The following is a 25,049-nucleotide window of genomic DNA, read 5'->3' as shown; positions in this document are numbered from 1 at the left end:
GGTCACGAGTCGATCAGCAGCTCGCCAGGTAGCCGGTGAGCGCGCTCTTCTCGGCGGAGTCCACCGACAGGCCGTAGTAGTACTTGACCTGGACCCACGCGCGGACGTAGGTGCAGCGGTACGAGGTGACCGACGGCATCCACTCGGCCGGGTCCTGGTCGCCCTTGGACTGGTTCACGTTGTCCGTGACGGCGATGAGCTGCGGGCGGGTGAGGTCGTTGGCGAAGGCCTGGCGCTGGGCGGTGGTCCAGTTGCGGGCCCCGGAGTCCCAGGCCTCGGCGAGCGGGACCATGTGGTCGATGTCGACATCGGCGGCGGCGGTCCAGGTGGCGCCGTCGTAGGGGGAGAACCAGCTGCCGCTGGTGGCGGCGCAGGCGGAGCTGGTGACGACGTTCGTACCGTCCCGCTTGAGGACCGTCTCCCGGGTGTTGCAGGTGCCGGAGATGGTGATCCAGTGCGGGAAGAGGTCACGGCTGTAGCCGGTGCGGACCTCGGTCGCCACGGTGAGCGAGGCGAGGTAGGTCCGCGCGGTCGCGGCGCTGACCGGGGTGGGGAGGGCGGCGGAGGCGGTCGGGGAGTTGAGCAGCCCGACCGAGGCTATGAGGCCGGTGAGGGCGGCGAGTATGCTCAGCCGTCCACGCGCGTAGAACTTCGACATGCGAACTCCATGGGGGAGGCGGGGTGTTGGAGCGCGAGCGTGGGAATGCTCGCGGCCGCACGTTGCGGGGAGATGTGCGCCCGGTGAGAAGTTAGTGACGTGTGCATGACACGACAAGGTTTATGGCAGAACGATCTCGTACAATGGGGAACGCAGAAGGGGAGTAGCTCTTCGCCGGACCGTCGACATACTGCTCAGCTCGTCTGAGCCGGCGCCCGGAGGCAGGCCCGTCACAGGGTCGGCCAGCGAGACCTTCGGCAAGCAGTGCACATCCGTGCCCCACGGCAGGGATGACATGTGTGCTGCCGTGCCGAGGTGTCTTTTCTCCTGAAGGGCTCAGGACTCTCGGTGGGGCGGCCCCGACCGATTGAGGAACCTTGATCAGCACCACCGTGACGGCGCTCGTCTTCGGCGTCGTCTTCCTGGCCGAGCTGCCGGACAAGACCGCGCTCGCCGGCCTCGTCCTCGGCACCCGCTACCGCGCCTCGTACGTCTTCGCCGGGGTCGCCGCCGCCTTCGCGCTGCATGTCGCGCTGGCCGTCGCGGCGGGCAGCGTGCTGACCCTCCTCCCGCAGCAGCTCGTGCACGCGCTGACCGGTGTCCTGTTCCTGGGTGGCGCGGCGGTGCTGCTGCTGAAGAAGGACGAGGGCGAGGAGGAGGTCCGGCGGCCGGAGAACCAGTCCTTCTGGAAGGTCGCCGGCGCGGGCTTCATGCTGATCCTCGTCGCCGAGTTCGGCGATCTCACCCAGATCATGACGGCGAACCTCGCCGCCCGCTACGACGATCCGCTCTCGGTCGGACTGGGTGCGGTGCTGGCGCTGTGGGCGGTGGCCGGACTCGGCATCGTCGGTGGAAAGGCGCTGATGAAGCGGGTGCCGCTCAAGCTGATCACGCAGATCGCGGCCCTGCTGATGCTGGCCCTCGGCGTGTGGAGCCTGTGGGAGGCGATCGCCGGCTGAGGCCGGGGCCGAGCTGAACGGCGGGTGAACGCTCACCCAGCCTCGCGGCCCGGGGTGGCGGTGGACCCGCATTGTTTTGTACCGTAGAGAAACAAAGTGGCTCCCGTCCGTTTTCCCTGACCGGCGGGCGGGGCCGCCTTGTCTCTTCCTACCTGGAGCTGCTGATGCCGGTCCTGACCGCCCGCGCCCTCCTGCTCGACATGGACGGCACCCTCGTGAACTCCGACACCGTCGTGGAGCGGGTCTGGCGACGCTGGGCCGACGCGCACGGGCTCGACGGCGACGAGGTGATGAAGGTCGTCCACGGCCGTCAGGGCTACGCCTCGATGGCCGTGCTGCTGCCCAGCCGGCCTGTGCACCTGAACCACGCCGACAACGCGCGGATGCTCGCGGAGGAGACCGTCGACATGGACGGCGTCGTTCCGGTGCCCGGCGCGCCGGAGTTCCTCGCCTCCCTGCGGGGTGTGCCGCACGCGCTGGTCACCTCGGCGGACGGGCCGCTGTCGACGGCCCGGATGGCCGCGGCCGGACTGCCGCTCCCGGACGTGCGCGTCACGGCGGAGGCGGTCGGCGCGAGCAAGCCGGACCCCGAGGGCTTCCTGAAGGGCGCGGCCGAGCTGGGGATCGCCCCGGCCGACTGTGTGGTGTTCGAGGACTCCGGAGCGGGCATAGCGGCCGGCCGGGCCGCCGGGATGCGGGTCGTGGGCGTCGGGCCCCGGGCGGCCGTGCACGGACCCGACGCGGTGGTCCGTGATCTGCGGCAGGTCCGGGTGGAGCCGGACGGGTCCGGGGTGCGCCTCCACGTGGCGTGAGGCGCCGCGGGGCTACGGCTCCGCCGTCTCCGACTCCAGGCGGGCCCGGGTCAGCGGTCCGTAGACGCCCATGCCGTCTCCCGTCGTGCCCCGCGACCACTGGTAGTTGCGCAGGGCGTCCTCGACCTGGCCGCTGAACGTGCCGTCGGCCTCGCCGTTGTAGAGGAACAGCTGGTGCAGCCGCAGCTGGAGTTCGGTCACCTCGGCGCCCTTGTCGCCGCGTCGCAGCACGACCGCCTCGCCGGGGTCGTCCTCGTCGTCCGTCCCGTCGCCGGGCGCCAGGGAGCCGGTCACGCGGGCGGTCGGCGTGGCCTGTCCGGCGTCCGCCGACGGGGACGCCGAGGGCGAGGCGGTCGACTCCGAAGCCGAGGGCGACGGGCTCTCGCTCTCCGAGGGCGACGGCGAGGCCTCGGAGGCCGACGGGGACGCCGAGCGACTCGGCGAGGCCGATGCCGAGGCGGCGCTGGTCGAGACGTCGGGCACGGCCGCCCGCACATCCTGGGGCGCCGCCCCGTCCCGCGTCGGCTTCTCGTAGGTGAACAGCCCGGAGGCGAAACCGGCCGCCGCCACCACGGCGACGACGGCCGCGGTCGTCGCGATCAGCAGCGTGCGGCGGCGCGGGCGGTCCGGCTCCTCGTCGTCGGGGTGTAGGACGTCGGCGTCCGCCGCCTCGAACAGGCTCAGATCGGTCGTGCTGGGCTCGGAGGCGGACGACATCAGGGGAGTGGGCAGCGCCGCCGTCCTGTCGGGCGCCGGGCCGGCCGGGTGCACGGCGCGCAGGGGCATCGTCGCGTCGGCCGGAACACCTGGCACGGCAGCCCCGCCCGGAACACCCGGAACACCCGGAACACCCGGAACGCCCGGCACGGCCGGGAGCGGCATGGTCACGTCGGTGGGGCCGGAGGGGCTCCCGGGGCGGCCCTGGGGCTCGTTCCCCGCCACGCCCGTCGTCCCGTCGCCGGTCTGGTCGCCGATCCTGCCGCCGGGCTCGCCCCCGGCGTCGGTTCCCAGCTCGACGTAGGGCCGTATACGCAACGGATCGAAGTCCTCCGCGGCGGCCGCCTCCGTCGTGCGCGTGTCGCGCTGGGCCTCGGAGGCGCGCCGGGCGCAGGCGCAGGACGGGGTGTTGTCGAGCGCGCGGAGCGCTCCGCACTCCGGGCACGGCAGCCCCTGCTGCCCCGAGCGCCCCTGGTGCCCCGTCGGATCGATCACGTGTTCGTCCCTCCCCATTCAAACTCCAGAGATTATGCAGATCCTTCACACGCCTCGCCGCCCGCGGCCCCCGGAATGTCGTATTCCGTCAGGGCGCAACAGGACTCGAGAGGCCATAACGGGTCACACCGATCACGATGGAGGGGGTCACCACAGCCTCGGGAGGCATCCATGGTCTTGGACGCGCACAGCAGGGCGGCGGATCCGCGTGAGGAACACGTGTCCGGAAACGTCCTCGTGTCCATCGGCGCCCTCCTGCTCGGCATGCTGCTCGCGGCCCTGGACCAGACGATCGTGTCGACCGCCCTGCCCACGATCGTCAGCGAGCTCGGTGGTATGGAGCACCTGTCGTGGGTGGTCACCGCGTATCTGCTCGCGTCGACGGCCGCGACCCCGCTGTGGGGCAAACTCGGTGACCAGTACGGGCGCAAAAGGCTGTTCCAGACCGCGATCGTCATCTTCCTGATCGGCTCGGCGCTGTGCGGAATGGCGCAAAACATGCCGCAGTTGATCGCCTTCCGCGCACTCCAGGGACTGGGCGGCGGCGGCCTGATGGTGCTGTCGATGGCCATCGTCGGCGACCTCGTCCCGCCGCGCGACCGCGGTCGCTACCAGGGCCTGTTCGGCGCGGTGTTCGGCGCCACGAGCGTCCTCGGCCCGCTGCTGGGCGGCCTGTTCACCGAGCATCTGAGCTGGCGCTGGGTGTTCTACGTCAACCTGCCCGTCGGTGTCGTCGCCCTCGCCGTCATCGCGACCGCGCTGCACATCCCGCGCAGGTCGGCCCGGCACGTCATCGACTACCTCGGCACCTTCCTCATCGCCGCGGTCGCCACCTGCCTGGTCCTGGTGGCCTCGCTCGGCGGCACCACCTGGGACTGGGCCTCGCCGCAGATCGTCGCCCTGGCGGTGGTGGGCGTCCTGCTGGCCGTGGCCTTCGTGGCCGTCGAACGGCGGGCGGCCGAACCGGTGCTCCCCCTGAAGCTGTTCCGCGTCCGCACCTTCACCCTCTCCGCGGTGATCAGCTTCATCGTCGGCTTCGCGATGTTCGGCGCGATGACCTACCTGCCGACCTTCCTCCAGGTGGTGCAGGGCGTCTCACCGACCCTGTCGGGCGTGCACATGCTGCCGATGGTGGCCGGCCTGCTGCTCGCGTCCACCGCCTCCGGACAGATCGTCAGCCGCACCGGCCGCTGGAAGGTGTTCCCGGTCCTCGGCACCGGCGTCACCACGCTCGGCCTGCTCCTCCTGCACCGGCTCGACGAGCACAGCTCCACGGGCGCGATGAGCGCCTGCTTCTTCGTGTTCGGGCTCGGTCTCGGCCTGGTCATGCAGGTGCTGGTGCTGATCGTGCAGAACGCCGTCGCCTACGAGGACCTCGGCGTCGCCACCTCCGGCGCGACCTTCTTCCGCTCGATCGGCGCCTCCTTCGGCGTCGCGATCTTCGGCACGATCTTCTCGGGCCGTCTCGGGGACAAGCTCACGGACGCCTTCCGGGGCGTGCGGCTCCCGTCCGGGGTCTCGGTGGACGGACTCGAGTCCGACCCGCGGGGCATCGCCGAGCTGCCGTCCACCGTGCGTCCCCAGGCCCTGCACGCGTACGCGTCCGCCATCACCGACGTCTTCCTGTACGCCGCCCCCGTCGCCCTCGTCGGCTTCGTCCTGGCGTGGTTCCTCAAGGAGGACCCGCTGCGCGCCTCGGTCACCGCGCCCGACGTGACGGAGACCCTCGCCAGCAACCCGGTGGAACGGTCCTCCTACGACGAGGTGTGCCGGGCGCTGTCCGTCCTCGGCACCCGCGAGGGCCGCCGCGAGATCTACCGGAAGATCGCCGCCCGGGCCGGCCAGGACCTCCTTCCGGCGTCGAGCTGGCTGCTGCTGCGGATCAAACGCTGCGGCCGTGTCGAACCGGCGGTGCTGGCCGAACGCACCACCGTCCCGCTGCCGGTGATCATCGAGGCCGTCCGGCAGGTCGAGGGCCGTGGGCTCGCCGCGCGCGAGGGTCTCGACATGGTGCTGACCGACGAGGGCCGCGAGGTCGCCGAGCGGCTCGCCGAGGTCCGCGAGGAGTCGCTCGCCGAACTGCTCGGCGACTGGTGGGGCCCGGACCGGCCCACCGACCTCGTCCAGCTCGTCAAGGAGCTGAACAGCGAGCTGTGCGGCTCGGACCGCGAACAGCCGCACGGCGGGCGGGTGGTGCCCGACCACCGGCTCAGCTGACCCCCTGCCCCGGCGACCCGCTGGTCCGCTGCCCCTGCGCGCCGATGGTCCCCTGCCCCGGCGCCCCGCTGGCCCCCTGCCCGAGCGACCTGGCCAACCAGTGGTCGGCGTACGGGTCCGCGTTGTGCGGCTCGGTCTCCGTGTAACCCAGCCGCGCGTACAGGGCTCGGGCCTCGACGAGGTCGTCGCGGGTGTCGAGGATCATCCGGGTCGCGCCGAGCGCGCGGGCGGCGTCCTCGGCGCCCCGGACGAGCAGCGCGGCGCCGCCCCTGCCGCGCAGCTCCGGCAGCACGAAGACCCGGGTGAGCTCGGCGGTGCCGGCGTCCCTCAGCCGTACGCCCGCGGTGCCGGCCGGCTCACCGCCGTACCGGCCGACGAGCAACCGCCCACCGGGCGGGGCGAGTTCGGCACCGGTGTGGTCGACGACCCCCCGCTCCAGCTCGGCCGGATCGGTCCTGCGCCCTTCGTGCAGCAGGTAGTAGCGGTCGCTGACCTCGGTGTAGTACGCCCGCCAGAGGGCGCGGGCGGCCGGTGAGTCGAAGGGCTCGGCGGTGAGGGTCCAGACCTGAGGCGTCGTCATGCGGACATTGTCCGAGGGCGGTCCGGCGGATCCGCAACCGGAAATGCGTCGGCCCCTCGCCCCGGCCGGCGCCGGCACCCACGGTCCGACCGGCGCCGGCACCCACGGCCCGGTGGCCGCGGATGCCGTTTGGGCGGGGAAGTCCGGGCAACCCGACCTGAGAACCGGCCCGTGGGGCCGACACACCGGAAGGCAAGGCATGTCCACAGGAGTGATCATCGCTCTGATCGTGATCGTGGCGGCCATCGTCGCCGTCGCGGCCGTCCTGGCCGTGCGGGCCCGCGGCTCGCACGGCGGACACGGTCTGAAGCGTCGCTTCGGGCCCGAGTACGACCGTGCCGTGGCCCGGCACGACGGCGACGTCAAGGCCGCCGAGCGCGAGCTCGACGCCCTCGTGGAGCGGCACGGCGGGCTGCGCGAGCGCCCGCTCGAGCCCGCGGAGCGTGAGAGGTTCGAGGCCCGCTGGACGGCCGCGCAGGAGCGGTTCGTCGACTCGCCCCAGGAGGCGGTCACCGAGGCCGACCGGCTGCTCGCGGAAGTGGCCGGTGCCCGGGGCTTCCCGGACGGCGCCCAGTACGAGGAGCAGCTCGCCGCCCTCTCCGTCCACCACGCACACCACGTGCACGGCTACCGCCGCGTCCACCATGTCGCACGGGTGCGCGCCAACGGCGTCGGCACGCACGACACCCACGCGACCGGCACGTCCGGCGCGCCCGGCACGGAGGACCTGCGGGCCGCCATGGTCGATGCCCGCGCCCTCTTCGAGGACCTGCTCGGCGGGACCTCCCTCGGCGCCGACCGCCCTCGCGCGCAGCAGCGCGTGAGCCAGAACGGCTCCCGGTCCGGCCACCACCTGCCGCGGGGCTTCCACCGCCACCAGGCGAAGGAGAGCTGACCGCCATGCCCGATCTGACACCGAACAAGACGCCGGACCCGACGCGGGACACGTCACGGGACACGGGTACGAGCCCGGACGCGGTCCCCGGCGTCCCCGTCGACGACCACCGCCCGGCGGGCGACCGGGCCCGCGCCACGAAGGCAGGCGACGCCGCACGGACCGCCGAGGCCGTACGGGCCGCCGACGCGGCACGGTCCGCGCACACCGCACGGTCCGCGGACACCGCGCCGTCCGCCGAGGCCGCACGCTCCGCTCGGACCGCGGGGCCCGCCGAGACGGCACTGCCCGGTGAGGCCGGACGGAGCGGCGAGGCCGCCGCGCCGGGTGGAGCCGCTCTGCCGGGCGAGACCGTCCTGCCGGGGGAGAGGGGACGGACGACGTCGGCGGACCCGCGCGGGACGACTCGCGGCACGACAGCCGTCGAGGAGCAGACGCCGCCGGGTACCGGCTTCGAGACGGGCGGCGCGGCGCGCGGCCGGGCCGCCGGTTCCGGCCGCGACGCGGGCCCGCTCAGCGCCTCGGAGGAAGGGGCACCGCCCCGCCACCGCGAGGCGGGCGCGGCGGACACCGTCACCGGCCGCGCACCGACGACGGCCGCAGCGCACGCCGGTCCCGGCGGTCACGGCGAGTCCCTCCTGCCGGACGACGAGTGCGACCGGATCGCCTCCCGCATGCGGCACGCGGTCGTCGGGTTCGTCGACGGCCCGCGCGACGCCGTCGCGGAGGCCGACCGGGTGCTCGAGGAACTCGCCGCGCGCTTCACGGACGCCGTGGACCAGCGACGCCGTACCCTGCGCGGGTCCTGGCAGCCGGCCGAGGGCGGCAAGGACCGCTCTTCGGCGACCGCCACGGCCACCGACACCGAACAGCTCCGGCTGGCCCTGCGGGACTACCGCGAACTGACCGAGCGGCTGCTACACCTCTGAGCCCTCGGCCCCTTCGGCCCTCGCGGCCGGCCCACCTGCCGTCGCCCGGCGCTCCCGCCACTCCCGTACGACCGTCTCGACGTCGTACGGCTTCATGCCCAGCGGGGGGCCGGGCGGCGGCTTGAACATCATGTCGCGCAGTTTGACGTTGACGTCCGTGATGATCTTCCGGACGATGCGTTCCGACGGCGCCGCGTACGCCGCCGCGAGCGCGTCCTCCGCCTCCTTGCGCAGAGCGAGCGTCGGCGGCAGGACGGAGAGGCCCTCACGGGCCATCTTGCGCTTGATCCACCAGAGTTCGTCGTAGGTGGTGTCCGTACCCGCCGGCAACGGCTTGCCCACGCCCGGGAGTTCGGCGAACTCACCGCGCCGCTCCGCGTCCCGGATCTGCTTGTCGACCCAGGACTCGAACGGGACACCCGGTGGCTTTCGCTCGGTCATGCGTCCATTGTGCCGGACGCGGTGGGGCCGGGCGATTTATCATGCGGCCGCTGTACAAGCACACTGAGGAGCGGCAGGCCGACAGGCATGCCGAAGACATCTCAAGGGGAGCGCACGTGCTCGAACTCACCATGGCCACCGTCTCCGGGACGGAAGAGGGCGCCACGGCCGGCATGCTGATGGCCGACTCGCCCAGCGACCCGGGTGCCGTGCTCCGGGTGGGCCGGGACAAGTCCGTGTGCCGCCTCGCGACCCCCGACGACTGGCTGTTCGTCTCCCGGGTGCACCTGGAGTTCCTGTGCGGTCCCGAGGGCACCTGGCAGGTCTCCTGGCTGCGCGGCTCGCAGGACGAGCCGTCCTCCGAGGTACGGCTGGTGAGCGGCGGGTACGCGCAGCCGCTCGCCTACGGCGGGACCGTGCCGCTGGCGCGCGGCGGCTCCGGCGAGATCATCGTCCTCGACCGCACCGGGCCGCGCAGCGTCAACGTGGGCTTCTATCACGAGGCGTGACGGCTTCCGGGGAAGGGCCGTGCGGCCGGGTCGTGTCCGCAGGGCAGCGCCGGGCGGGACCCCGCGGACACGGCCTAGGCCAGCACGCGCGCCAGCGCGAAGCCGTCGTAGCCCTTCGCCCCCACCGTCTGGACGGCCGTGCCGCTCAGCCTGGGGTGCGAGCCGATGAGCTCGATCGCGGCGCGGGTGCCGGCCACGTCCCCCTCGTCGCTGTCGGCGTCCACGACCCGGCCGCCGCGTACGACGTTGTCGACGACGATCAGACTGCCCACGCTCGTGAGCTTCAGCGCCCACTCCAGGTAGTGGGCGTTGTTCACCTTGTCGGCGTCGATGAAGACGAGGTCGAACGGCGGCGGGTTCTCGTCGGCCAGCAGCGGCAGCGACTCCAGGGCGGGCCCGACCCGCACCTCGACCAGCTTGTCCAGGCCCGCGCGGGCGATGTTGCGGGTGGCGACCTCCGCGTGCCGGGGGTCGTACTCCAGCGAGATCAGCCGGCCGTCGGACGGCAGCGCGCGGGCCAGCCAGATCGTGCTGTAACCGCCGAGGGTGCCGATCTCCAGGACCGTCCGGGCCCCCTGGATCTCCGCGAGCAGCTGGAGCAGCTTGCCCTGGTTCGCCGTGACGTTGACGTGCGGCAGCCCGGCGGCCTCGCTGTCGCGCAGGGCCGCGGCCGTCACCTCGTCGTCCGGGGCGAGATGGTCGGTGAAGTAGGCGTCGACGGCGTCCCAGGCCTGCGACTCGCTCATGCGCTCTGCCTCTCGTGTACCTGACATATCTGGCGGTATGTCTAGTCAGGCATGCTAAGTCGAGCCCCCCGGTTCCCCGGCCGGGGCTTTCAGCCGTTCGGCGCAGGGGGCCCGGCGGGAGGGAGCGAAGCGGAGGGCTCCGCAGGGGGCGCGGGCGGAGTGGGGCGCGTGGAGCGCACGGAAGGGGACGGGGGCTGTGCGGGCGGCGCGGTCGGCTTCGGCGGAACGGGAGCGGGCGCGGGGGCGGAAGTGGGGGCAGGGGCGGAAGTGGGGGATGTGCTGGGAGGCGCCGCCGGCTCGGGCGGCCGCGGCGGCCGAGGGGGCGCGGGGCGCGAGGACGGCGGCCGCGGGGCCACGGGCGGTGGCGCACCAGGTGCGGCTGGCGCGGCCGGTGTGGTCGGTGCGGGCGGTGCGGTCGGCCCGAAGGACGCGGGCGGTGCGGTCGGCCTGAAGGACGCGGGCGGTGCGGTCGGCCTGAAGGACGCGGGCGGTGCGGTCGGCCTGAAGGACGCGGGCGGTGCGGTCGGCCTGAAGGACGCGGGCGGTGCGGTCGGCCCGAAGAGCGTGGCCGGTGCGGTCGGTGCGGTCGGTGCGGTCGGCGCGGCCGGCCAGATGGGCGTGGTCGGTGCGGAGGGGGCCGTCCCGGCAGGGGTGGCCGGCTGGAGGCCCGAGGCATGGCGGGGGCTGGGGAGGGGCGCCCGGCGGGCCCGGCCCCAGCGGACCCCCAGCACGACCGCGACCGTGTTCAGCACGGCCAGCCCGCCGACGACCGTCAGCAGCCACACCGGGATCCCGGCGAGCGCGAGCAGCCGGTCCTCGTAGACCACCTGCCGGTACGCGGCGTCCGTGGCCGCCCGGCGCAGCTCGTGGTCCCCGGAGATCTCCGAGGGCCGCGGGAACTCCTGGGCGACGGCCGTCAGGTACGGCGTGCCCTTCGCCAGCGCGGCCAGCGGGCCGGTCGCCCTGCCGAGCGGCCCGGCGTACGTCACCCGGGGCCGCTCGCCGCCGATCCGCGAGGCCGGTTCCATGCGGTGTGCGGCGAGGACGTACAGGCCGAGCGACTGCGGGGTGGCCGCCAACCGGGACAGCCGCATCGGATAGACGAGGCCGGTGGTGGCGAAGGTGAGATGCAGCGGCTCGAGTTCGCCGCGCAGCGCGGACCCGGCGGTCTCCGGCGCCAGCCGGACCGCCACGTACTCCCAGCGCCGGTCGACGTACGGCTGGAGCGCGGTCTCCAGGCGGCCGGGGAGGGCGAAGTCGTGGGAGCGCAGCCAGGCGTCGAGCGCGGCCGGGTCGGTGGCGGTGAGCCGGGCCACGTCGAACGGGCCGAGACGCTCGCGGCCGATCACGCCGACACGGGGTCCTGCCCCGGGCGGCGGCGGGCCCACCGTGTCGCCACCGGTGGTCAGCGGCCAGTCGCCGTCCTGTGGCCAGAAGTGGTGCCGGGTGCGGTGCACGGGGGCCGTGGCCGCGGCGAGCTGGTCGAACAGCTCCGGATCGCCGAGGCCGACCGTCGCCCGGTGCGGCACCGGCATGATCCAGGCGGCCCGCTCGGCGTCCCCGTCCACCGTCAGCCGCATCACGATCTGTTCCCGCGCGCCGTCCCAGCGCACGGCGGAGACCTCCCGGCCGACCACGACCTGCCGCTGGTCACCGGGGATCAGCGCGCCGCACCCGCAGGCGTAGGCCGGCGCGACGAGCGAACCGAGCTGGATCGCCAGCAGCGCCAGCAGCACGGCCGTGACCCGGCCGCGTAACCGCGTCCGCCGCGTCCGCCGTCCCCGCAGGAAACCCACCATGCCTCGTAACCCCTCCCGCACTCTCCGTACCCGCCAGCGCGCATTGTGGTGGCAACGACGGTACGTCCGAAGCCCCCGATCCGTTCGCGGCCTGATCCAATTCCCGCCCCCCGACCGGCTCCTGACCGTCCCGCATGGCGGTCCGTGGGAACGACGGGGTCCCGGGAGGACTATCGTCTTCCGGACAAAAGGAGAGCGGACGTCAGGTGAAGTGGGGATGGCCTGCGTCTCTGTCCTGGGGCGGTGCGAGCCTCATAGGGTGCGAGAGGAAACTCTTCGCGCACGGGACGTGGGACAGACGCGGCGGGAGGCCGACGAGGCGTGGCGAATGCGGAGCACAGCGGGCGGCCGGCGGAGGCCCTCGGGGCGACGGCGGCCGACACGACGAGGGCACGGCTGCGCGCGGCCCGCCTCGGGCTCTGGCTGGTCGCGGCGGTCCTCGCCGTGCGCCAGGTGGCCGTCGTCCTCGGCACCCCGCGCGGAGAACGGCTGACCGACCTGGAGACCTGGGTCGGACCGGACGGCGTGCTGCACGTCAACGGTTCGCTCTACGACTCCACCCGCTTCACGGGCACCCCCTTCGGCGGGCTCGTCCTCAAGCCCCTCACCCGGGCGGCCGAACAGGCCCTGGGCTGGGGCTGGACCTTCGGCACCCTGCTGCTGGTCGCCGCCCTCGGCCTGATCATGGCGCGTGCGCTGCCCCAGCCGGTCAGCAGACGGACGGCCCTGCTCGCCGCGCCCGTCGCGATCAGCCTGCTGATGCTGTCGCTGCCGGTGCGCAACACCCTCTGGCTCGGCCAGACCAGCATCATCCCGGTGCTGCTGGTCCTGCTCGGCTGCTTCGTCGCACGGGACTGGCGGGTGGCCGGCGCCCTGATCGGCCTGGCGGCGGCCCTCCAGCCCACGGTCCTGCTCTTCGCCGCGCTGCTGTGGTGCACCGGCCGCCGCCGCGCCGCGGCCGCCACCGGCGCCTCGTTCGCCGCGGTCACCGCGCTCGCCTGGGCGGCGATGCCGCACGACTCGTACACCTACTGGGTGCACCACATGGCGGGGGTCGGGCTCGGCGGCGAGGCGGACGCGCTCGCCAACCAGTCCCTGCACGGCGCACTGCTGCGCCTGGGCCTCTCCGGACCGCTGGAGATCGGCTTGTTCCTGTCGCTCGGCGCGGCCGTCGCCGTGCTGGGCGTCCGCCGGGCGGTCCGCTACGCCCGCGACGGCCAGCTGCTGCTGGCGGTGGCCCTCACGGGCTGCGCGGCGATCGTCGTGTCGCCCACGACCTGGCAGCACCAGCTGCTGTGGGTCCTGCCCGCGGTGGTGGGACGGGTCGGCAAGCGCGCCTCGGACCGCTATGTGTGGCCGGTGGCGGTGATCCTGGTGATGACCCTCCCGGCGAAGATGATGCTGCCGAACATGGCGGCCCTGTACCCGCTGCGCGACAACGCGGTGCTGCTGGCGGCGATCGCGGCGGCCACGGTCCTGCCGTTCCTGCCGCGCACGTCCCCGTACTACCGGACACCCGTCCCCACGGAGTACGCGCGGCCGGTCCCCACCCGCTGGAAGCGGGTACCGCTGCTGCCCTTCCTGAAGCGGGTCCTGACCCGCCCCAACCTCCTTCTCGAACTGCTGCTCATCCGGGTGACGTACGCGGCCTACCAGCAGGTCCGGCTGGCGGCGACCGGCGGCACGAACTCCGGCGGCCGGGCCCGCGCGGAGGCCCACGGCCGGCAGATCCTCGACATCGAGCGGTTCCTGCACATCGACATCGAACACTGGGCCAACCACGCGGTGGTGAAGGTCGGGTGGCTGCGGGACTTCTTCGACTTCTACTACGAGTCCTTCCACTTCGTGGTGCCGCTGTCAGTCCTCGCACTTCTGTACTGGCGCCGCCCGGTCGACTACCGCTGGGCCCGTGCCTCCCTCGGCTTCGCGACGCTGCTGGCGCTGGTCGGTTTCTGGCTCTACCCGCTGGCCCCGCCCCGCCTGATGCCGGACCTGGGTGTCATCGACACGGTCCACGGTGTCCAGGACTTCACCAAGCCGGACTACGGGACGCTGACGGCGCTGACGAACCAGTACGCGGCGATGCCGTCCCTGCACTTCGGCTGGTCCCTGTGGTGCGGGCTGGTCATCGCGATCGTCGCCCCGAAGTGGTGGATGAAGGCGCTGGGCCTGCTCCACCCGTTCTTCACGGTGTCGGCGATCGTCGCGACGGGCAACCACTGGGTGCTGGACGCGGTCGGCGGCGCCGTCGTGGTCGGCGGCGGCTTCGGGCTGTCGTACCTGTTCATGGGCCCCCGGGCGCGGCTCGCGACGGCGCGGGCGACGGCACGGGCCGGGACGACGACGGCGGAGGCGGCGGACGCCGTCAGGTCCACCGAATCCGCCGGGCCCGCGGGCACGGAGAAGAACCCGGCACCGAGTCGGTCGGGCCAGGGGGCGGGACAAGGCGGCCGGTAGGCTCCGGTCAGGGGGAATCATGACTGATCACGACTGGAACGACGACAGTGACTACCGCGACGCGGTCCGGCGGGCCGAGCGCGCGGAACGGGCCGGGTGGACGGCGATCGCCGGCGCGACGGGTCTGATCGGCCTCGTGCTGGTGGTTCTGGCGGTCGTGTGCGTGCTCGCGGTCGTCGCGGGCCTGTACGTGGTGATGACCATCAACTAGCGGGCGCCGCCCCTTTCGCCCTCCTTTTCACCTCTCCCTCAGCCCCTCTTTCCCTCTTCCTTTCCGCTTTCTTTCGTCATTCTCTTTTCTTTCGTCCCGCTTTCGTCGCGCGCTCTGTGCGGACGTTGTCTGGAAGAAAGTACTTTTCCCGCACGGCAGTTGACCGGATTTGGTGTGTCAAATGGCCATTGCGCAAAGCGATAGATCCTTGACGCTGGGTGAGGGGAGGGTTTGAATGCGATTACTTTTTCGGGATTCTCTGACTCTGGGGGGCGGAGTTCAGTGCTGTCGGCACGGGGTGGTTCAGGCACGTCCGGACGTCGCAGACGCGGCGGACGCAGGGCAACGGGAGCGACGACGGCCGCGGTGGCCGTGCTGCTGAGCATGCTGGCGCTGCCCGCGCAGCAGGCCGCGGCCGCTTTCCCGGAGGCGGATTCCGCGCCTTCGACGGAGGGCCAGCGGGCGCTGGCGCAGGCGAAGGCCTCCGGCGAGCGGGTGGAGGTGGCGGGGGAGCGGACGGACCGGACCACGGTCTTCGCCAATCCCGACGGTTTCACGTTCACGTTGGAGCAGTCGGTCGTTCCGGTGCGGGTGGCGAAGCCGGGGGGTGGCTGGCAGGCGCCGGACGCGACTCTGGAGAAGCGTTCCGACGGTTCGGTCGGTCCCAGGGCGGCGGCCGTGTCGATCGCGTTCTCGGGCGGAGGGGAAAAGGCGGCCCTGGCCCGGATCGAGGAGCAGGGGAATTCCCTGGAACTTCACTGGCCCGGGAAGCTGCCCGCTCCCCGACTCGACGGCACGAATGCCGTGTACGCCGAGGTTCTTCCGGGTGTCGACCTTCAGGTGACGGCGACGCCGGAGAGTTTCCAGCCGGTGTTCGTCGTCAAGACGCCGGAGGCCGCGGCGAACGAGGAGCTGAACAAGCTCACCTTCGGTCTGAGGACGCGGGGGCTGGACGTTCGTGAGGGTGCGGCAGGAAATCTCACGGCCGTGGACGGCAGCGGCCGTACGGTGTTCAAGGCGCCGCCGGCGCGGATGTGGGATTCGGCGGGGGAGGCGGCCGGCGGGGCCGGGACTTCCGGGGCCCGGCCCCAGTTGCTGCGGGCGGGGGTGGGAGGTGAGGAGCCGGTCGCGACCTCCGATCCTGCCGAGGTGGCTCCGTCGGGTTCGGGGGTGGAGCCGGGTCAGGGTGACAAGGTCGCGAGGATGGACGTGGCGGTCACGAAGGATTCGCTGTCGGTGGTCCCGGACACGGCGATGCTCACCACGTCCGAGGCCTCGGCCTTTCCGCTGTTCATCGATCCGACGGTGACCTGGGGCGAGTCGGAGCGCACGCTGCTGCGCAGTGACGGCTACGAGTCGTACGGGTGGAGCAACGGTGATGACGATCAGGGCAAGGGCGCGGGCAAGTGCGGTACGTGGAACGGCTATTACTGCGGTCCGGGGTATGTGCAGAAGCTGTACTTCGAGTTCTCCCCGGCGAGTCTGAAGGGCAAGAAGGTCCTGGACGCCACGTTCCGGGTGACGGAGCCCTGGGCGTTTCAGTGTGATCCGCGCTGGGTGGATCTGGTCCGTACGAACAACATCTCCTCGGCGACGACGTGGTCCTCGCGGCCGGCGGAGCTGGACCTGATGGTGGACCGGAACGTGTCCGCGGGGCGTGGGTCGTTGTGCGACCCGGATGCGCCGGACGCGCCGATCGAGTTCAACGACAACCCGGAGGAGACGAACGAGAACCTCACCTCCACGGTGTCGAGCTTCGCGGCGGGCAAGTTCTCCCGGCTGACGCTGGAGATCAAGGCGCACGACGAGTCGGACCCGTCGGCGTGGAAGCGGTTCAAGAACGACGCCGTGCTCGCCGTGAACTTCGTCGGCCTGCCCGACAAGCCGAGCGGCATCGGCCTCGTCACCGGCTCCGGCACGGTCTGCGAGACCACCGAGAGCGACCCCGCGGTCGTCTCCGACCCCACCCCGGCGCTGGCCGCGACCGCGCAGACCAAGGCCGGCGGTGAGAAGGACGCCCAGCTGCGGATCGCCTACGACCTCGACAGCAAGAGCGGCAGCACCTGGGTGGACACCGCGCCGGGCAACGGCGACGCCCGGCCCTCCACCGGTTACGTCGGCGACAACGCCAAGGTGACGCTGACCTGGTCCACCCTCACGGACGGCACCCTCTACCGGTACCGGGCCTGGGCGCGGTCGTACTACAACGGGGGCGCCAGCTATCTGTCCGGCGCGTCCAACGCCTCCACCACCGGCTGGTGCTACTTCAAGGTGGACTCCAGCGCGCCCAAGGCACCCGCCATCACGGTCGGGAGCCCCTACACGTCCTGCACGACCAACGACTGCACCGCTCACGGCGGTCCCGCGGTGAAGGGCACGTTCAAGTTCGGGCCCGCCACCGGCGACACCAACGTCGCCTACCAGTACAAGCTCTCCTCGACGGCCGCGTGGTCGAAGGACCAGACCGGTGCTTCCGTGTCGGTCGGCATCACGCCCACGAAGGCGGGCACGTACCGCCTGTACGTGCGGGCCAAGGACGGCATCGGCCGCTACGGCGCCCAGTCGGTCGTCGACTTCCTGGTCGCCGACGGTGAGAAGCCGGTCGGCCAGTGGCAGTTCGGCGAGACCGACGGGGCAGCGGTGGACTCCGCGACCTGGGACGGCGCGGACAACGCGACCCTCGGCGGTGGCGCGGTCCGCGACGACCGCGGCCGGCGCGGGCTGATCACGCGGGACGCCGCCGGCGTGCCGCTGGCGACGCCGGTGACGGACAAGGGGCTGGCCCTAGACGGCACCACCGGCTACGCGGCCACGTCCGGCACGGTGCTGGACACGGCCGGGTCGTACACGGTCGCCGCCTGGGTACGGGTGGACCCGGCCTCCACGAAGACCGTCACGGTCCTCAGCCAGTCCACGGCGACGAGCCCGTTCACCGCGAAGTACAGCCCGTTCATCATCTCCTACGGCACCAAGTGGAGCATGCGCGTGCTGGGCACGGACGGCTCCTTCCACGAGGCGGCCGCGCCCACCACCTCGCCCAAGGGCGTGTGGACCTATGTGGCCGGTGTCCATGACGCCGTCGCCAAGAAGGTCCACCTCTACGTGAACGGCAAGCTCCAGGCATCGGTCGACGCGGGGCCCGCCTGGCACGCGGACGGCGCGTTCCAGATCGGCCGCCTGCTGTACGCGGACACCTACGTGGACTACTTCAAGGGCAGCGTCGACGAACCCATGGCGTGGCAGCGGGCCCTGTCCTCCGAGGAGATCGAGGACGACGCCCGGGCGCTGACCTCGCAGGGGTACGCCGGTGTGGAGTTGGTCGCCGACTGGTCGGCCGACCGGGGATCCGGGACCACGATCGCGGACACCACCTCGGGCTACGGCCGGTCGCTGACCCTCGGCGGCGGTGCCTCGCTGAACGGCGAGTCGATCGTCCTGGACGGGGTGGACGACGCGGCCACCACGGCCGGTCCGGTGGTGGACGACACCGGGTCGTTCACGGTCACCGCGCTGGCGTCCCTGGACGCCCCCGCGCTCGCCGCCAAGAGCGTCGGCTACACCGGTCAGGTGGTGGGGCAGCGGACGGCCGACGGATCGGCCTGGGGCTTCTGGTACGAGCTGACGGACAAGCAGACCGTGCTGGACGAGGAGACCCTGGAGGAGAAGACCGTTCCGGTGGGCTTCTGGCGCTTCGGCCGGCTCAACGCCGACGGCACCTTCAGCGCCGTGGCCTCGGAGGAGGCCGCCACGGTGGACGGCACGGTCAGGATGACCGGCGTCTTCAACGCCCAGGACGGCACGATCGGCCTCTACCTGGGAGCCGTCCAGAACGGCGACGACCAGGTGTTCACGGCCCGGATCGGCTCGGGCGACTTCGCGGTCGGCAAGGACTTCGCCGCCGCCGCGTGGGGGCACTACCTGCCCGGACGCGTCGCGGACGTGCGCCTGTGGGCGGGCGCGATGGCCGGATCCGACCAGATCGAGGAAACCGTGGGCGACTGACGAGGCGGGGCAGGGCGGTTCGCTCGGCGGGCTGCCCTGCCCCGTCGTCTTCGCGCCTCTCTCCACACCACCGCACAGGACCGGGGGAAGACAACCATGATCTTTGGCAGGGGCACCTCAATCTGGCGAGGGAGTGCCGCCGGACGGCACCGAGCCGGCCGGCTGCTGGTGCAGTCGCTGGCCCTGGCGCTCGTCGCACCACTGGGCGCGGCACAGCTGGCCCAGGCCGCGGAGACCTCCGGCCTGGGGCGGCCCGACGTGCCCAAGTCCCGGGTCAGCAAGGTCGAGACGGTCGACGGCCCCGGCGCGAAGGAAGCCCGGCAACGGGTCGCCCGGGAGAACAAGGCCAACAAGGCCCAGGCCGAACGGGCCCGTACGGAGCGGCAGGCGGCCTGGCCCGGACAGGGCGCGGCGACACTCGCCCTCGCGGGCGGCAAGACCGGCAAGGCCGAACCGGGCGGAGTCCCGGTCACGGTGGCGCCCCCGGCCGGGGACAGGGCCGCGGCCGCCGGCACGGCGCGCGTCACCGTGCTGGACCAGAAGGCCGCCCGCGCGGCCGGCGTCACGGGGGTCCTGCTGACCGCCGCGGCGGACACCGCGGGCAAGGCCGAAGTGAGCGTGGACTACAGCGGTTTCTCCTCGGCCCTGGGCGGCGGCTGGTCCCAGCGGCTGCGCCTGGTGGAGCTTCCCGCGTGCGCCCTGACGACCCCGCGGAAGAGCGAGTGCCGCACCCAGCGTCCGCTCGCCTCCGACAACGACCCCGCGCGGCAGTCCGTCTCGGCGAAGGTGGGCATCGCCGAGGCCACGGACGGCACGACGACCCGGCTCACGAAGGCCGCGGGCGGCGCCGCCCCGGCCGCCACCGTGCTGGCCGTCACCGCAGCCGCGGCCGGGTCCGGACAGTCGCCCAAGGGCACCGGCGACTACTCGGCCACCCCGCTCTCGGAGTCCTCGTCCTGGGAGGCGGGCGCCAGTTCGGGGTCGTTCACCTGGTCCTACGACTTCACGCTGCCGCCCGCGGCGGCGGGCCCGCTGCCGCCCCTGTCCCTGTCGTACGACTCGGGCAGCGTCGACGGCCGCACCGCCACGTCCAACAACCAGGGCACGTCGGTCGGTGAGGGCTTCTCGCTCACCGAGTCCTACATCGAGCGCACCTACGGTTCCTGCGACGAGGACGGCCACGAGGACATCTCGGACCTCTGCTGGAAGTACGACAACGCGCGTCTCGTGCTGAACGGCAGGTCGACCCGGCTGGTCAAGGACGACGACGGCCAGTGGCGGCTGGAGGGCGACGACGCGTCGAAGGTGACCCGGTCCACCGGCGCCGACAACGGCGACGACAACGGCGAGTACTGGACCGTCGTCACCGGTGACGGCACGAAGTACGTGTTCGGCCTGAACAAACTGGACGGCGCGGACACCCAGCGCACCAACTCCGTGGCCACGGTGCCCGTGTTCGGCGACGACTCCGGCGAGCCGGGCTACTCGGCGGGTGACGCCTTCGCCGACCGCTCCCTCACCCAGGCCTGGCGGTGGAACCTCGACTACGTCGAGGACCTGCGGGACAACGCGGCCACCTACTGGTACACGAAGGAATCGAACTACTACAAGAAGAACAAGGCCGAGACGGCCGACGCCGCCTACACGCGCGGGAGTTACCTGAACCGGATCGAGTACGGGCTGCGCGAGGGCGCCCTGTTCACCGACAAGGCGGACGCCAAGGTCACCTTCGGCTACGCCGAGCGCTGCACCGCCTCGGACTGCTCCTCGCTGACCAAGGACACCGCCGACAACTGGCCGGACGTGCCGTTCGACGCGGTCTGCGCCAAGGACGACGACGACTGCAAGGCGGTCGGCCCCGCCTTCTTCTCCCGCAAGCGGCTCACCGGGATCGACACCTTCTCCTACGACGCCACCTCCACCGAGTACGACGCGGTGGACTCCTGGGACCTGGTCGAGCAGTACCTCGACGGCGGTGACATCGGTGACAGCTCCGACCAGGTGCTCACCCTGAAGTCGCTCAGGCGGACCGCTGAGGCGGGCACCGCCATCGCGATGGACCCGGTCTCCTTCACCTACCAGATGCGGCCGAACCGCGTCGACGGCACCGACGACATCCTGCCCCTGACCCGCCCGCGCATCTCCACCGTCGTCTCCGAGACCGGCGCCATCACCTCCGTGACGCTGTCGGCGGCGGAGTGCGTGCGCAGCCAGGTGCTGGGCGCCGCCCCGGACACCAACACCCGTTCCTGCTACCCGCAGTTCTGGCACATCAACGGCGGTGAGGACGCCTCGATCGACTGGTTCCAGAAGTACCGGGTGCTGGCGGTCGGCGTCTCCGACCCGACCGGCAACAACGAGGCCGTCGAGCACGCCTACTCCTACGGCGGTGCCGCCTGGCACTACGACGACGACCCGTTCGCCCCGAAGGCCGAGCGGACCTGGTCGCAGTGGCGCGGCTACGCCCAGGTGACCGCGTGGACCGGCGCGACGGGCGTGACACGCTCCCGGACGGTCTCCCTCTACCTCCAGGGCATGGACGGCGACGAGAAGAGCGACGGCACCGCCAAGTCCGTCTCCGTCGCCCCCCTGCCGTCCCCCGCCCTCGGGGCCGCCGCCCTCACCGACAGCGAGCAGTACGCGGGTCAGCTGCGCGAACAGGTCACGTACGACGGGTCCACGGCGGTCTCGGCGACGGTCAACGACCCCTGGTCGCAGGAGACCGCCCGGCAGAGCGTGCCCGGAGCAGGCGACCACGTCGCCCGCTACGTCCGCCCGCAGAAGGCACACAGCTACACCTACCTCACCGCCTCGCAGACCTGGCGCGAGCGCCTGACGAACACCTCCTACGACAGCTACGGCATGCCCGTCACGGTCGACGACTCCGGGCAGGTCGGCAAGGCCTCGGACGAGACCTGCACCCGCACCTGGTACGCCCGCAACACCGACCTCGGCCTCACCGGCCTGACCTCCCGCACCCGCACCGTCGCCCGCGGCTGCGCGACCGCGGACGCCTCGCTCGCCCTGCCCGCGACGATGAAGCCGGCCGCGCCCGAGCGGGGCAGCGTCCTCGCCGACGTCGGCACCGTCTACGACACCGCCAACGCCACCACCTGGTCCGCGACACAGAAGCCCACGAAGGGCCTGGCGACCTGGACCGGCCGCCCCACCGGCTACGCCGCCACCGCCGACGCGGCCGGCGACCGGCTCCCGTCCGGCTGGCAGACGGCGACCACCACGACGTACGACACCCTGGGACGCACCCTCAAGGTCACCGACGCGGTGGGGAACCCCACCAGCACCGCCTACACCCCCGTCGACGCCGGGCCGCTGACCAAGACGATCAGCACGAACGCCAAGACGTACACCACGGTCACCTTCCTGGACCCGCGTCGCGCGGTGCCGCTGCGCACCTACGACGTGAATCTCAAGAAGACCGAGATGGCCTACGACGCCCTCGGCAGGCTCACCGACGTGTGGCTGCCGAACCGGACGAGCGGCAGCCAGAGCCCCAACCAGAAGTACGCCTACCACTCGGACAACACCAAGCCGTCCTGGGTGTCGACCTCGACGCTGAAGAAGGACGGCGAGACCTACAAGACCACCTACACGATCTACGACGCTCTCCTGCGCCCCCTCCAGACCCAGTCGCCCACCCCCGAGGGCGGCCGGCTGCTGACCGACACCCGCTACGACACGCGAGGCCTGGCCTACGAGGCGTACGCCGACATCTTCGACACCACCAGCACGCCCAACGGCACGTACACGCGGGCCGAGTACGGCGAGGCGCCCCAGCAGACGGGGACGGTGTTCGACGGGGCGGGCCGCGCGACGACCAGCACCCTGTACACCTACGGCGTCAAGAAGTGGTCCACCAGCACCAGCTACACCGGCGACTCGGTCGCGACCACGGCCCTGGAGGGCGGTTCGGCGCAGCGCACGATCACCGACGTCCGCGGCCAGACGACGGAGACCCGCGAGTACGCGAGCACCAGCCCGGCCGACGCCGCCTACGGCGGCAGCGCCGGCGCCTCGTACACGTCCATGAAGACGGACTTCGCCCCGGACGGCAAGAAGCTGACGATCACCGGCCCCGACGGCGCCAAGTGGTCGTACGTGTACGACCTGTTCGGCCGTGAGGGCATCAGCACCGACCCGGACAAGGGCGTGACGCTCACCGAGTTCGACGCCCTCGACCGGCCGGTCAGGACCACCGACGCGCGCGGCACGGCCGTCCTGACCGCCTACGACGTCCTTGGCCGGACCACCGGTACCTGGAAGACCTCCAAGACGGACGCCAACCAGCTCACCGGCTTCGCCTACGACAGCGTCCTCAAGGGCCGGCTCACCTCCTCCACCCGCTACGTCGACGGCAAGGCGGGCGCGGCCTACACACAGGCCGTCACCGCCTACGACAGCCTCGACCGCCCCACCGGGACCGAGCTCCAGCTGCCGGCCACCGACCCGTTCGTCAAGGCCGGGGCACCCGCCACACTCGCGTACGAGACCGGTTTCAACACCGACGGCAGCAAGAAGTTCAGCCGCGAGCCCGCCGTGGGCGGCCTGTCGTCCGAGATCGTCGACTACGGGTACGACGACGTGGGCGACGTGACCTCCGTCGGCGGCGCGACCGGCTATCTCCTGGCCGTGGACTACTCGGCGCAGGCCCAGCCCCAGCAGCTGACCCTGGGCACCGGCGGCACCGGCGCCAAGAGCTTCTACGTGAACAACACCTACGAGGAGGGCACCGGCCGGCTGACCCGCAGCAACGTCACGGACCAGACGCACGGCTACATGCTCCGCGACCTCGAGTACACCTACGACCAGACCGGCAACGTCACCGCGATCGGCGACCCGACCCTCCTGGGCGGCAACGGTTCCGCGGAGACCCAGTGCTTCGCCTACGACGGCCACCAGCGCCTGACCGAGGCCTGGACGCCCGCCTCGCAGAAGTGCGCCGACACGAAGAGCGCGTCGAGCCTGTCGGGCCCGGCCCCGTACTGGTCGACCTACTCCTACAACGACGCCGGCCAGCGGACCGGCGAGACGGTCCACAAGAGCACCGGCGACACGAAGACGACGTACTGCTACACCGCCACCACGCAGAAACACGTCCTGACCGGCACCACGACCAAGACCGACTGCGCCGCCCCGGAGCGTGTCTACGACTACGACAAGTCCGGCAACACCTGGCACCGCCCCGGCACGAGCGGAACCCAGACCCTGGAGTGGTCACCCGACGGCAAGCTGAGCCGGCTCACCGAAGGGGGAGTGGCGACCGACTACCTCTACACGACGGACGGCACCCTGCTGATCCGCAGCACCCAGAACGGCGAGCGCGTCCTGTACACCGGCGCCACCGAACTCCACCTCCGCGCCAACGGCACCACCTGGGCGCAGCGTTACTACGGTGCCGAGGACCTGACGGTCGCCCTCCGCTCCAACCAGTCGGGCGCCGACAAGCTCACCTACCTCACGGCCGACCAGCACCGGACCTCGACCCTGGCGCTCAACCCGGACGCCGGTCAGACCTTCACCAAGCGCTACACCACCCCGTTCGGCGCCGACCGCGGTACGACGCTGAACGGGCCCTGGCCGGACGACAAGGGTTTCCTGGGCAAGACACGGGACGCCACCTCGGGCCTGACGCACATCGGGGCCCGTGAGTACGACGCGTCCATCGGCCAGTTCATCAGCGTCGACCCGCTCCTGGAGGCCGACAAGCTCCAGACCCTCAACGGCTACTCGTACGCGGTACAGAACCCGCTCACCCACAGCGACCCCACCGGCCTGGGCCTCGCCTGCGGCGGCCACGGCGACGACGCCGCCTGCCCGACCCGCCCGGACGGCACCCCCGGCAACGGCCGCCCCAACGAAGCCGTCGACTATTCGAAGCCGCAGACGCCCCACCCGTGCAACAGCAACTGCGGCACGGCCGGCGGCGACACCTGGTCGCGACAGGACGAGCTGGGCCGACGGGCCGCGGCGGCCTACCGCGAGCAGCTGGTCCTCAACCCGGAGGTCATCCTCAACCCGAACGCCACCCAGCTCACGGCCATGTGGTTCATGGGCGTCACTCCGTCCGCCTACTACTTCGACGAGAACGACAAGATGACCCAGGCCGTCCAGGACCACATCTGGATGCAGGTCGTGCGCACGTTCCTGTCGCACCGCAAGAACACGAAGATCGGGCAGACCATCAAGGGCCTCGACTACAAGACCAAGTACGGCGCGGCCATGAACGATCTCCCCCTCAAGGGAATGATGGTGGGCGAGGTGTCCGACGCCCTGATGCAGCTCGCCGGTGACAACGACCCGGAGACGGCGGCCGGTGCCACCCGCGCCGTACTCGGCTCCTTCAACATGAAGGCGACCGTCACCGGCTACAACAGACTGAACCAGCGCGGGACGGTGCAGTTCGAGATCACCCAGAAGATGACCGTCGAGTCACTGACCCGGGGCGTGTCGAAGGAGGGGTACGAGAACGGAGCGAAGGACCCGATGGCGTCAGGCATCTCCAACGCCGCCCGCTCGGTCTTCCCCGGCGGCCAGAAGCCGTTGTCGATGACGTTCCGGTGGACCGAGACGGTGCCGATGCCGAAGCCCGGCCGTTAGGAACCGT

16 protein-coding genes are annotated in these 25,049 nt (G+C 72.0%); 10 read left to right on the top strand and 6 right to left on the bottom strand.

Annotated elements, in window-relative coordinates:
* Positions 1–13: 13 nt before the first annotated feature.
* Positions 14–658: an HNH endonuclease family protein gene (locus tag AOQ37_RS30795; RefSeq protein WP_062649140.1), complete on the bottom strand. Its 645-nt coding sequence runs from the start codon at positions 656–658 to the stop codon at positions 14–16.
* A gap of 377 nt (positions 659–1,035) precedes the next feature.
* Here AOQ37_RS30795 and AOQ37_RS30790 point away from each other — a divergent pair, with 377 nt between their 5' ends.
* On the top strand, positions 1,036–1,617 hold the full coding sequence (locus tag AOQ37_RS30790) for a TMEM165/GDT1 family protein (RefSeq protein ID WP_062649138.1): 582 nt from the start codon (positions 1,036–1,038) through the stop codon (positions 1,615–1,617).
* 164 nt (positions 1,618–1,781) lie between these two features.
* Positions 1,782–2,429: an HAD-IA family hydrolase gene (locus AOQ37_RS30785; RefSeq protein ID WP_062649136.1), complete on the top strand. Its 648-nt coding sequence runs from the start codon at positions 1,782–1,784 to the stop codon at positions 2,427–2,429.
* A gap of 12 nt (positions 2,430–2,441) precedes the next feature.
* Here AOQ37_RS30785 and AOQ37_RS30780 read toward each other — a convergent pair whose 3' ends face one another.
* Positions 2,442–3,641 (bottom strand): peptidoglycan-binding domain-containing protein, encoded by a 1,200-nt coding sequence (locus AOQ37_RS30780; RefSeq protein ID WP_234437057.1) that lies wholly within the window; start codon positions 3,639–3,641, stop codon positions 2,442–2,444.
* A 171-nt stretch (positions 3,642–3,812) separates the two neighbouring features.
* Between AOQ37_RS30780 and AOQ37_RS30775 the strand changes: the two genes are divergently transcribed.
* Complete coding sequence (locus AOQ37_RS30775) at positions 3,813–5,858, top strand: MDR family MFS transporter (RefSeq protein ID WP_062649132.1); 2,046 nt, start codon at positions 3,813–3,815, stop codon at positions 5,856–5,858.
* On the opposite strand, the gene AOQ37_RS30770 is transcribed toward AOQ37_RS30775, so the two are convergent.
* The gene (locus AOQ37_RS30770) at positions 5,851–6,438 is read right to left on the bottom strand and encodes a GNAT family N-acetyltransferase (RefSeq protein WP_078890429.1); all 588 of its coding nucleotides are present in this window, start codon (positions 6,436–6,438) and stop codon (positions 5,851–5,853) included. The two genes, AOQ37_RS30775 and AOQ37_RS30770, sit on opposite strands and share 8 nt — an antisense overlap.
* A gap of 199 nt (positions 6,439–6,637) precedes the next feature.
* On the opposite strand from AOQ37_RS30770, the gene AOQ37_RS30765 reads away from it, so the two are divergent.
* Together AOQ37_RS30765 and AOQ37_RS42035 are read left to right on the top strand one after the other, a co-directional pair.
* The gene (locus tag AOQ37_RS30765; RefSeq protein WP_062649130.1) at positions 6,638–7,333 is read left to right on the top strand and encodes a hypothetical protein; all 696 of its coding nucleotides are present in this window, start codon (positions 6,638–6,640) and stop codon (positions 7,331–7,333) included.
* Between the two features lie 5 nt (positions 7,334–7,338).
* Complete coding sequence (locus AOQ37_RS42035) at positions 7,339–8,262, top strand: hypothetical protein (protein WP_062649128.1); 924 nt, start codon at positions 7,339–7,341, stop codon at positions 8,260–8,262.
* Here AOQ37_RS42035 and AOQ37_RS30755 read toward each other — a convergent pair.
* Positions 8,251–8,703 carry a DnaJ family domain-containing protein gene (locus tag AOQ37_RS30755; RefSeq protein ID WP_062649126.1) on the bottom strand — a complete coding sequence of 151 codons (453 nt, stop codon included), beginning with the start codon at positions 8,701–8,703 and terminating at the stop codon, positions 8,251–8,253. The genes AOQ37_RS42035 and AOQ37_RS30755 overlap by 12 nt on opposite strands.
* A 116-nt stretch (positions 8,704–8,819) precedes the next feature.
* Here AOQ37_RS30755 and AOQ37_RS30750 point away from each other — a divergent pair, with 116 nt between their 5' ends.
* Complete coding sequence (locus AOQ37_RS30750; RefSeq protein ID WP_062649124.1) at positions 8,820–9,212, top strand: hypothetical protein; 393 nt, start codon at positions 8,820–8,822, stop codon at positions 9,210–9,212.
* A 74-nt stretch (positions 9,213–9,286) separates the two neighbouring features.
* On the opposite strand, the gene AOQ37_RS30745 is transcribed toward AOQ37_RS30750, so the two are convergent.
* Positions 9,287–9,958, bottom strand: coding sequence for an O-methyltransferase (locus AOQ37_RS30745; protein WP_062649122.1), 672 nt, complete (start codon positions 9,956–9,958; stop codon positions 9,287–9,289).
* An 89-nt stretch (positions 9,959–10,047) separates the two neighbouring features.
* Positions 10,048–11,757, bottom strand: a complete 1,710-nt coding sequence (locus AOQ37_RS42030) for a DUF2330 domain-containing protein (RefSeq protein ID WP_062649120.1) — start codon at positions 11,755–11,757, stop codon at positions 10,048–10,050.
* A 321-nt stretch (positions 11,758–12,078) separates the two neighbouring features.
* Between AOQ37_RS42030 and AOQ37_RS30735 the strand changes: the two genes are divergently transcribed.
* The 4 genes from AOQ37_RS30735 to AOQ37_RS30720 all read left to right on the top strand — a co-directional run bounded on the left by AOQ37_RS30735 (position 12,079) and on the right by AOQ37_RS30720 (position 25,042).
* The gene (locus AOQ37_RS30735) at positions 12,079–14,214 is read left to right on the top strand and encodes a bifunctional glycosyltransferase 87/phosphatase PAP2 family protein (RefSeq protein ID WP_078890428.1); all 2,136 of its coding nucleotides are present in this window, start codon (positions 12,079–12,081) and stop codon (positions 14,212–14,214) included.
* Positions 14,215–14,233: 19 nt separating this feature from the next.
* Positions 14,234–14,425, top strand: coding sequence for a hypothetical protein (locus tag AOQ37_RS30730; RefSeq protein WP_062649118.1), 192 nt, complete (start codon positions 14,234–14,236; stop codon positions 14,423–14,425).
* A 384-nt stretch (positions 14,426–14,809) separates the two neighbouring features.
* A complete protein-coding gene (locus AOQ37_RS30725) occupies positions 14,810–18,427 on the top strand; it encodes a laminin G domain-containing protein (RefSeq protein ID WP_062649518.1) in 3,618 nt (1,205 codons plus the stop codon).
* 96 nt (positions 18,428–18,523) lie between these two features.
* Positions 18,524–25,042: an RHS repeat domain-containing protein gene (locus tag AOQ37_RS30720; protein ID WP_234437056.1), complete on the top strand. Its 6,519-nt coding sequence runs from the start codon at positions 18,524–18,526 to the stop codon at positions 25,040–25,042.
* Positions 25,043–25,049 lie beyond the last annotated feature (7 nt).

It is taken from the genome of Streptomyces maremycinicus (genome assembly GCF_001184025.1).
GTDB lineage: Bacteria > Actinomycetota > Actinomycetes > Streptomycetales > Streptomycetaceae > Streptomyces > Streptomyces maremycinicus.
Note: the sequence above shows the minus strand (reverse complement) of the source record. Positions and strands in the feature narration are given on the sequence as shown.